This is a genomic window from Shewanella sp. SR1, from assembly GCF_020447145.1.
GTDB lineage: Bacteria > Pseudomonadota > Gammaproteobacteria > Enterobacterales > Shewanellaceae > Shewanella > Shewanella baltica.
The window spans coordinates 46274-55852 of sequence record NZ_JAJAEF010000029.1 but is presented as its reverse complement, the minus strand read 5'-3'; the positions used below and the strand labels follow the sequence as shown (position 1 = coordinate 55852).

Here is a 9579-nt window from a genome sequence, read left to right as displayed (position 1 = left end):
GCGAGCGAGTGCTTCTGAGAGTTGCATAAAAAAATCCGATGACATGAGGTCATCGGATTTTGATCTTTTCAGCGAGATCGTCAAGCGATCTGTCTTAACTGATCGGCATTAAGCATTATGCTGGCTGATTTTTTTGGTTAACGCTCTATCTCTATCTCTATCTCTATCTTTAACCTAATCGCATTAAGGCTATCAGTACTTAACTTAGGCTACTTGCCGCTTAGGTTTTTTGTAGCTTAGAGTGCTTGGTCTAGCCCGCGGCGTTTAAGCAATCCTTGTGTGGTTGGCTCTTGTCCGCGGAAGTTTTTGTAGGCTTCCATTGGCGCAATACTGTTGCCCACTTCACGAATGGTTTTGCGGTACTTCATGCCGATTTCACGATTGAGCCCGCCTTGAGTTTGCACATAGGCAAAGGCATCCGCCGCTAAAATCTCACTCCACATATACGCGTAATAACTTGCCGAGTAACCACCGGGGAAGGCGTGGGCAAAGTAGGTCGATTTATAGCGTGGCGGCACGGCGCTGATGTTTAAGCCGTGCTTTTTCAGGGCATTGGCTTCAAAGGTGGCCACATCTTGCAGTGGTGCATCTGGGCTTAATGAATGCCACTCCATATCCACTAATGCGGCGGCCATGTATTCCAGGGTGTCAAAGCCTTGGTTGAAGCTGCCAGATTTCAGCAGTTTTTGCAGCAGTTCGTCGGGAATCGGTTTGCCGGTTTCATAGTGTTTGGCGTAGTTGGCCAACACTTTGGGATGAGCCGCCCAGTCTTCTTCGAAGGTTGATGGGAATTCGACAAAGTCGCGGGAAACCGAAGTGCCCGCCAGACTTGGATATGTCACTTTGGAGAACATGCCGTGGGTGCCGTGGCCCATTTCATGGAACATAGTAGTGACTTCGTTATAGCTGACGAAGGTCGGTTGTCCCTCTGGCGCCTTCTTAATGTTCATTACGTTGACGACCACAGGTTTAGTACCTTCAAGGAAGGATTGACCGACGAACGAACTCATCCAAGCGCCGCCACGTTTACCTTCACGGGCAAAATAGTCGGCGTAGAAAATGGCCATGCTTGAGCCATCGGCATCAAACATTTCGTAGGCTTTCACATCGGGATGATAAACCGGTAAATCTGGGCGAGGTGTTAGGGTGACGCCATAGAGTTCTTTGAGTGTGTAGAACACGCCATCTTCGAGGACGCGGTTAAACTCAAAGTATGGGCGAATGCTATTACCATCAAGGGCGTATTTTTCTTGGCGGACTTTCTCGGCGTAGAATTCCCAGTCCCATGGCGCCAGTTCAAATTTGCCGCCAGTCTTGTCGATCATGGCTTGAATATCGGCCGCTTCTTTCTCTGTATTTGCGACTACGGCTGGCACCATAGAGCCAAACATGCTGTAAACCGCTTCTGGTGTTTTGGCCATTTGCGGCGCTAGGCGATAACTCGCCCAGTTTTCATAACCTAATAGCGTGGCGCGCTCAGCGCGCAGTTGTGCTAAACGAGACACTAGCGACGCCGTTTCGTTTTCACCACTTAAGCCACGGTTAGCCGAGGCTTCCCAAATGCGTTGGCGCAGTTCACGGTTTTCCAGTGACGCCAATACGGGCTGACGAGTGGTGTTGGTGATATTGATCAGATACTTGCCATCATGACCTGCAGCTTTAGCATCGTTTGCGGCCGAAGTGATGTCGCTGTCAGTTAATCCTGCAAGCTCATTCTTTGATTCTACGATAACGGCGATTTCTTTGGTTAAGCGCAGTAAACGTTGGGAGAACTCGTTGGTCAGTGTTGATTGTTCTTCATTTAATGCGCGGATTTTCACTTTTTGTTCGTCGGTGAGTTTTGCGCCCGCCATGATAAAGCGTTGATGATAGACCTCAACCAAACGCACAGCTTCTGGGGTTAAACCTAGGTTGGTGCGATCGTTATAAATGGCTTCGATACGGGCAAATAGCGCTGGGTTTAAGTTAATGTTGTCCGAGTGGGCCGCCATTTTGGGCGCCATTTCACCTTGAATTTTACGCAGCTCTGGATTGCTGTTCGAACCCGCTAAATTATAAAACACACTCGATGCACGGCTGAGCAGGGCGCCACTTTTCTCCATAGCCACAATCGTGTTATCGAAGGTCGCCGCTGCGGGATTATTCGCAATCGCGAGGATTTCTTGATAGTGCTCGGCCATGCCTTGCTCTAGGGCAGGCGTAAAATGCTCATTCTTGATGAGGCTAAAGTCGGGCGCTTGATATTGCAGACTACTGACTTGAAACAAGGGGTTTTGGGCTTGTACCGACATGGCGTTAGGGGCTTTGCTTTCTGTGTTGCTACAACCTGCCATAAATCCGGCGGTGAGTGTGGCGCCGATGGCGATGGCAATAAAACGTTTACGCATAATTGAGTGACTTCCTTTGAATTGTTGTTTTTTTAGGACTGTAACGTTAGTAACTTAAATGGGACTGAAAATGGCTTGTATGGGGCTGTATCTAAATAAAAAGGAGTCCCGTGTTGATGAGACTCCTTGGCGATTTCCTTGCAGGGAAAATCGGTACCGCTTTTTACTGACTATTTAATCATGCGATGATGAAATGACTAATTAGCGAGTAAACTTGTGGTATTTATCAATACCAGAGCTTCTACCTGTGTTATGACATACTGCACAGGATTCAGTCGTTGGTTGTTTAAACCAATCTGCCACGCTAGGAACGCTGATCTCACCACCGTTGCTCACCATGTGCGCTTTCGCTGAATCAATCGTATGGCAGGCATAGCAGTTTGCAGAAACAGGGCTGGTCATTTTGTTACCTGGCTCAAGAATGTATTGATTTGGAATGTTATCTAAATCAATCGCTTTTTCGTGACAGGCAACGCAGCTAGTAGAGGCTTCAATCGCACCTGCACCGTTAGCCGCATTCGCTTGAGTTCCATCCGCTTTCATCTCACCGACTTTAGCGCCATTACCCCAGTGCCAGCTGTGAACCATAGGGCCAAAACCTGCGCCTAAGGCGGCTGATGTCCGCGCCATGCCGTTGTCATGGCAAGCAATACAGCCATTACCGCCGTCATCGAAGGCCCCATTTTTGTGGAATGCAGTGGCATCGTTATGACAAGTAGTACAGCTGTTAGCGCTCACTATCTCACGACGCTCGAAGCCAGAGACTTTTTGAGTCGTGACTGGGTTAACGACGTCTGAGTAGGCGGTAAAGGATACGCCCATAGAACCGTCATAACCTGTCGCTCTTAGGCTGCCATTACTTTGATAACGTTGATTGCCATCATATTCCATCCAACCTGCGGTACTGAATGTCACGCGGGCAGAGTAAACATAGTTAGCATTCACTGCGCTGATATCCGTCAGTAAGTGACAGATATTCTTAGTGCCGTCGGTGTTGTAACCATAGTAATAGTTAGTACGGTTACCTGGGCGGCCCACTAAACTGCCATTGTCATAGGCGTGCAGATAGGCACTGGCATAGACCAGCGGTTTCTTGGCATCAAACACCAGCGGATCTGAGTAGTTGAAGTTATCTTTGATACTAAAGATATTGCCATCAACATCCTTTACAGTAAGTGTTGTACACCAGCCTGGGGCGGCGACTGCGGCGGCAGCACCTGTTGGCGCATAGTGATCTGTTTTCGTTGATATATCATCGACTTTAACTGGGGCCGCTAATGTCACTTTGTACTTAGCGCGAATAGCTTGGCGTTCAGTAATACCAGACTTACCTTCATGCATAGTACGGACATCGGCACCATTACTTGGGATAATGACGCCTGGCACACCACCGCTATCATGGCAATCGATACAACCGGGTCCTGCAACGTTGATGTTAGTTGGAGCTTCAACGTGACAAGATGTACAGTTTTGTACTGAAAAGTCTTTAGTAAAATCTTGGTGATTAACATGACCAATCTTAGACAGGGTGTTAGTCGCATAGCCACCTACAGAGAAACCTTCCGCATTGACAGCGCCGCGACTCACGGAGCCGTGACACGCTAAACAGCCTTCTACGAAGGTGACTTCACCGTCCATACCGGTTGCAACATAGCTTGCATGGCGGCGAGGACTGGTTGCGTAATCGACGTGACACGAATAGCAACTATCGGTTGTGGTGGAATGAGTGCCTTCGGGTTTATTGACAACTAAGGGGGCTGAACGTGCGATACCTGTTGCGCTATTGCCGCCAACGCGTAACCACACAATACCTTCAGTGCTGGGATTTACCCCTAACATTGGGGCCACAAAAGTGTAGTGACCGTCGCCTAAAGAGGTCAGTGTGGCGCCTTCTGTCGCTTGAGTTGCCGCGCCACCAATATGCACATTGTCTGCAACGCCATTAAGATCACTTTCGGTACGGTTATTGATGAAACCTTTATCGGTTAACGCCGCGACTTTAGCCTCTGCGTTTTGCAGCCCGTTGATTAAATTATTATTCTCATCGGTAATTTCAAATTCGTAACTGATACTGCCTTCGCCAAAGCTGTAGTTGATCACTTTGACTTTCGTCAGCGTCGAGCTGGTGACTGGTGGCGGTGTTCCAGGTTCCCCGGGTGTGCCAGGCGTACCTGGGGTTCCCGGAATACCGGGCGTTCCTGGTGCGCCATCGACACCATCTTTGCCATCATCGCCACAACCAACAAGGGCACCAGTTAGTGCTAAAGCCACTAAGTATGCCAGTTTTCTAGAGGTGAAAATTCTCATCATTATCTCCATTTGATCCAATATGCGCATAAAGGACGGAGTGGAGCACTAAAGTTTGCAGGGTAGATTAGTGCTTTGACCGTTAGCTTTAATTTGCAAGCTATCGAATACTTTCTTTTTTTAAATTGAGCACGTTTTGTCTCGAATGAAATACTACTGTTAACGTTATGTTTGTTTTTTGAGCACAACCCCATTAACACCTAATACTTTGGAGGTAGATCTCACTTTTGAAATTTAGCTTTATTCACTATTTCCTTATAAAACAATATTTAAGGTTCAGTTAAGCTTACGTTAACAAAATTTAATCATTTGGCTGTTGGTGATGGTTTTTATCGTGGAGAGCATTAAATAAAGTGGGCTAGAGATGTTTAACTCGACGATGGGTGAGTAAAACGCTGGTTAAGTCGGCGCCGATGCAGAATTTCATGATAAAAGCTTAGTGGCTGCTAGTGTTCTGATGTGAAGCGCAATGTTAGACTAGCGCCCAATTTGGCTCTGGTGGCAGACGCGTAAGCGTTAACGTTTTTTAAAGGGTATAAGTCTTGGCTCAATTGTATTTTTATTATTCGTCGATGAACGCGGGTAAATCCACTTCCCTATTACAGTCATCCTATAACTACCGAGAACGCGGTATGAATACCTTGGTGATGACAGCCTCCATAGATGACAGATATGGCAAAGGTAAAGTGGCTTCGCGTATCGGCATTGAAACCGAAGCACAGGTTTTTAGTAGCCAAGATGATCTGACTCAGATGATTAGCGATGTGCATCAAGCCACGCCATTAAGTTGTGTGTTGGTGGATGAGTGCCAGTTTTTGAGTAAAGAACAGGTAAAGCAGCTGACGCATGTGGTCGATAATATTGATATTCCCGTACTCTGCTATGGCCTAAGGACCGATTTCCAAGGTGAACTCTTTAGCGGCAGTCATTATTTATTAGCGTGGGCCGATAAGTTGGTTGAGCTGAAAACCATTTGCCATTGTGGCCGCAAAGCCAACATGGTGGTGCGCCTCGACGGTGACGGCAAAGTGATGCGCGAGGGCGAGCAAGTGGCGATTGGCGGTAATGAAAGCTATGAGTCCGTTTGCCGTAAACATTTTCGTGAGTTTATCTGGGATTAGTCTTTGCTAACTGGGTATTGTTGGCGGCTAAATATTTTTTGTGTGGCTTATGGGCTCGTTCTGTTTCTCGGTCACAGTGTTTATGAGCCACATTGCTGCTGAGTCACAGTGTCGGCGAGCTTAATCGTTGAAAATACCTGTGTATCAACAAATTAAGACTTGGCGAAATTTACTCTTTGCTTAAAAATAGTATAAGTGGCCAGCTTAACATTAGCGTGAGTGATTGGCGGTTGTGGATTATGGATACCACTCTTTTGGGTGAAACATGGTTTGAGAAAGTGTGGATATACTATTCCACTATATAGAACGGATAGCTAAGGCCGAATGAACGTAATGGTTAATGAGTTGATGTCTTGCTTTACTGAGTGGCAACGGATTTGCTGAGTTGCATGAAAGATATTTATTTTAGTGTTTTTTTGGAGCTGTTTTGCCTAATTCCCCGTCAGAGATGAAGTTCGAAAATTATCGTCCTCGTCCACCACAACCCGAACCTAAGGTGAAGGTTAAGACTCCGCGTAAAGCCAGATCAAAGGGCAGAGTCTGGTTCTTATTTTTTATTTTGATTTGCTGTATCGCATTATTGATTGGCCTTGAAGTGAAAACCTCGTTTTATCAAGCCAAATACATCAATCAATATGCTAAGACGCTCACCTATGAATTAGAAAACTCACCGAGCACAGCGGTGATTTATCCAAGTTATGGCCCCTTTGATGAGCGCCATGGTTATAGTAAGTTACCCCAGTATATCGACCGATTAATGCAACGGAATTTTCAGGTGACGCAGCAAGTGGCGTTTTCGCCTGCCTTGCAGGAATACGCGCAGCTGGGATTTTTCCCGCCTTATCACGAAAAGGCGCAATCTGGCTTAACGCTGCTCGATTGTCGCAATACCGATTTGTACGAGTTCGCCTATCCCAAACGGGTTTATCAGGACGACGATAAGATCCCCAATGAAATCGTTAATACCTTATTATTTATTGAAAACCGCGAGTTATGGACCACGGAAGATAAACTCAATCCCGTGATCGACTGGCCACGTTTTGTGGTGGCGGGGATGAGCCAAATTGCAGAGATGGTCGGCATGAATGTGTCTACCGCCGGTGGCAGTACGCTGGCGACTCAGATTGAAAAATTCCGCCATTCTTCCCAAGGCTTAACCTTAAGCATCAAGGATAAGTTATTACAAATTGGCTCGGCCAGTGTGCGCGTGTACCAGCAAGGTGAGAATACCGAACCCGCTCGTAAGCGCATCGTCCAAGATTATTTAAACACTGTGCCATTATCCTCGGCGCCAAATCATGGTGAAGTGCATGGTATTGGTGATGGGCTGTGGGCTTGGTTTGGCACCGATTTCGATACCGCAAACAAGCTGTTAGCATCGCCACAAATCAAGGGTAATGCCGCCAAGCGTGGACAAGTATTCCGCCAAGTGGTCGCGCTGATGATTGCCCAGCGTCGCCCTTCATACTATTTATTGCAAGGTCATGAAGATCTTGAAAATTTAGTCGATAGCCATATCCGCTTACTCGGCCAATATTACCTTATTGACCGTGGTCTGCGTGATGCCGCACTCGCGCAGAAATTGCAGTTTAGGGTCACAAAGCCGCAACGAAATACGCAATCGGGCGCCGATAAGGGCGTGAATACAGTGCGTATTCGTACTGCGGGCATGTTAAATGTGGGGCTCTACGATTTAGACAGGCTCGACTTGACGGTCAACAGTAGCTTACACAGTGATTTACAGCAGCAAGTGAGTCACTACTTACGCAGCCTGGCGCAAGTGTCGACCGCTGAGCAAGTGGGTTTATTGGGTGAGCGTTTACTCGAGCCAAGCCAACTGCAAAACGTGCTGTATAGCTTTACGCTTTACGAGCGTACCGACACCGCCAACCGAGTTCGTGTGCAGACCGACAGTACCGACCAACCCTTTGATATTAACGAAGGCAGTAAGTTGGAACTGGGCTCAACTGCTAAATTACGGGTGATGGCGACCTACTTAGAAATCATCGCTGAGATCCACGAAAAATATTCGAAAAAACATGGTATTGAACTGGAATCTATCATTATCGAACCTAGGGACCACTTAACCCGCTGGGCGATTGATTACTTGATTGTGAATCCTGACAGACGTTTAGATCGCATGTTAGATGCGGCGCTACAGCGGGAATATTCTGCCTCAACCAGTGAGCAGTTCTTTACCGGTGGTGGTTTGCATGTGTTTAATAACTTTAAAAAATCGGAAGATGTTAAGACTCCGACACTTTATCAAGCTTTGCAGGATTCGATTAACTTGCCGTTTGTGCGCCTCATGCGCGACATAGTCAATTACAGCAGCAGTATGCAAAATGAGGGCAATATGGCCCAGTTGCTGCGTAACGATAAAGATCCGCGCCGCGACGAATACCTGCGGGTATTTGCCGATAGAGAGGGCAATACCTTCGTCACTAAGTTTTATCGCAAGTATAAAAAAGTGGCCGCGAATGAGCGTTTTGGGATGTTCTTCGACGGTTTATCCCAGTCGGAGCAACAATTAACGTCGGCGTATCGCTACCTCTTACCCGATGAACCTATGTCGGCATTTAAGGCTTTTCTGCAGCAAAGATTGCCGCAGGTGAGTTATACCGATGGTCGTATTAAGAGCTTATATAACAAGTACGGCCCTGATAAATATAACCTGCCGGATCAAGGTTATATCGCACGGGTGCATCCGTTGGAATTGTGGGTGCTGGATTATCTTAATCACAATCCCGAGGCGAATTTGAACGATGTGAAACAGGCGAGTGAAGCACAGCGCCAAGAGGTTTATCGTTGGTTGTTTAGGACGCGACATAAAAACGCCCGTGACGTTCGAGTGCAAGTGATGCTTGAAGTGGAAGCCTTCCTCGACATACATCAGCGTTGGGCGCGTTTAGGTTACCCCTTTGATGCTATGGTGCCATCCTTAGGTTCGGCGCTCGGCAGCTCGGGTGATAGACCTGCGGCTTTAGCCGAACTCATGGGCATTATTCAGAATGATGGCTATCGTTTGCCTACCGTGCGTATCAATCAGCTGCATTTTGCCGCGGATACACCATACGAAGTGACGCTGGAGAATCAGAACACCCAAGGTGAGCGAGTCATGCGCCATGAAGTCGCGCAAGCCCTAAAAGCTGCACTGGCGAACGTAGTGCAAAACGGTACTGCCCGTCGTTTGAAGGGCATTTTTACCGATGCAAAAGGCGAGATGTTAGCCATAGGCGGGAAAACCGGCACCGGTGATAACCGTATCGTGACTCAAATGCAGCAAGGTAAAAAAGTGGCGACGACTGCCATGAACCGCACCGCGACCTTCGTGTTTTATCTGGGGGATAAATACTTCGGCACTTTAACTGCCTTCGTGCCCGGCAGTAAATCCGATGATTTTAGTTTTACTTCGGCGCTGCCATTACAAGTGATGAAAGGCATGATGCCTATTCTGTCTCCCTATGTGAAAACAGAGCAGGGGATGTGCGTGGTAAACGAATAAAGGCAGGAGGTTAGTGCCGCGCTAACAACTGCAAGTTAGCAAAGCTCGTTAATAACAAAGAGTGTTCCTGATGAACACTCTTTGTCGTTTTAAGGCTTAAATTCTCTACCGATTCTTGTAGGAGAATTATAACGTCTCATACCAAACGATAAAGATTTATTATGAATAATTAAATTGTCCGCCTAAATAGCAGTAATTTGGGCTGATTAAAGGCATTTTTTGACTCGAAAATGCCCCAAAGCAAGGCCACTGAGTTACG

General features: G+C 47.1%; 4 protein-coding genes. 2 read left to right on the top strand and 2 right to left on the bottom strand.

All coding sequences use genetic code 11. The annotated features are described in order from the left end of the window. Positions 1-236: 236 nt before the first annotated feature. Both KV201_RS19720 and KV201_RS19715 read right to left on the bottom strand, forming a co-directional pair. Entirely contained in the window at positions 237-2387 is a 2151-nt protein-coding gene (locus KV201_RS19720) for a M3 family metallopeptidase (RefSeq protein ID WP_226060309.1), read from the bottom strand. Between the two features lie 201 nt (positions 2388-2588). Next, positions 2589-4694, bottom strand: a complete 2106-nt coding sequence (locus KV201_RS19715) for a cytochrome C (protein WP_226060308.1) — start codon at positions 4692-4694, stop codon at positions 2589-2591. A 542-nt stretch (positions 4695-5236) separates the two neighbouring features. On the opposite strand from KV201_RS19715, the gene KV201_RS19710 reads away from it, so the two are divergent. Both KV201_RS19710 and KV201_RS19705 read left to right on the top strand, forming a co-directional pair. Then, positions 5237-5815 (top strand): thymidine kinase, encoded by a 579-nt coding sequence (locus KV201_RS19710; protein ID WP_006082333.1) that lies wholly within the window; start codon positions 5237-5239, stop codon positions 5813-5815. Between the two features lie 427 nt (positions 5816-6242). After that, the gene (locus KV201_RS19705; protein ID WP_226060306.1) at positions 6243-9320 is read left to right on the top strand and encodes a transglycosylase domain-containing protein; all 3078 of its coding nucleotides are present in this window, start codon (positions 6243-6245) and stop codon (positions 9318-9320) included. Positions 9321-9579 lie beyond the last annotated feature (259 nt).

Bases quoted from the DNA above. Each gene is read 5' to 3' on its own strand.
- KV201_RS19720 (WP_226060309.1), bottom strand. From the start codon at position 2,387: ATGCGTAAACGTTTTATTGCCATCGCCATCGGCGCCACACTCACCGCC.
- KV201_RS19715 (WP_226060308.1), bottom strand. From the start codon at position 4,694: ATGAGAATTTTCACCTCTAGAAAACTGGCATACTTAGTGGCTTTAGCA.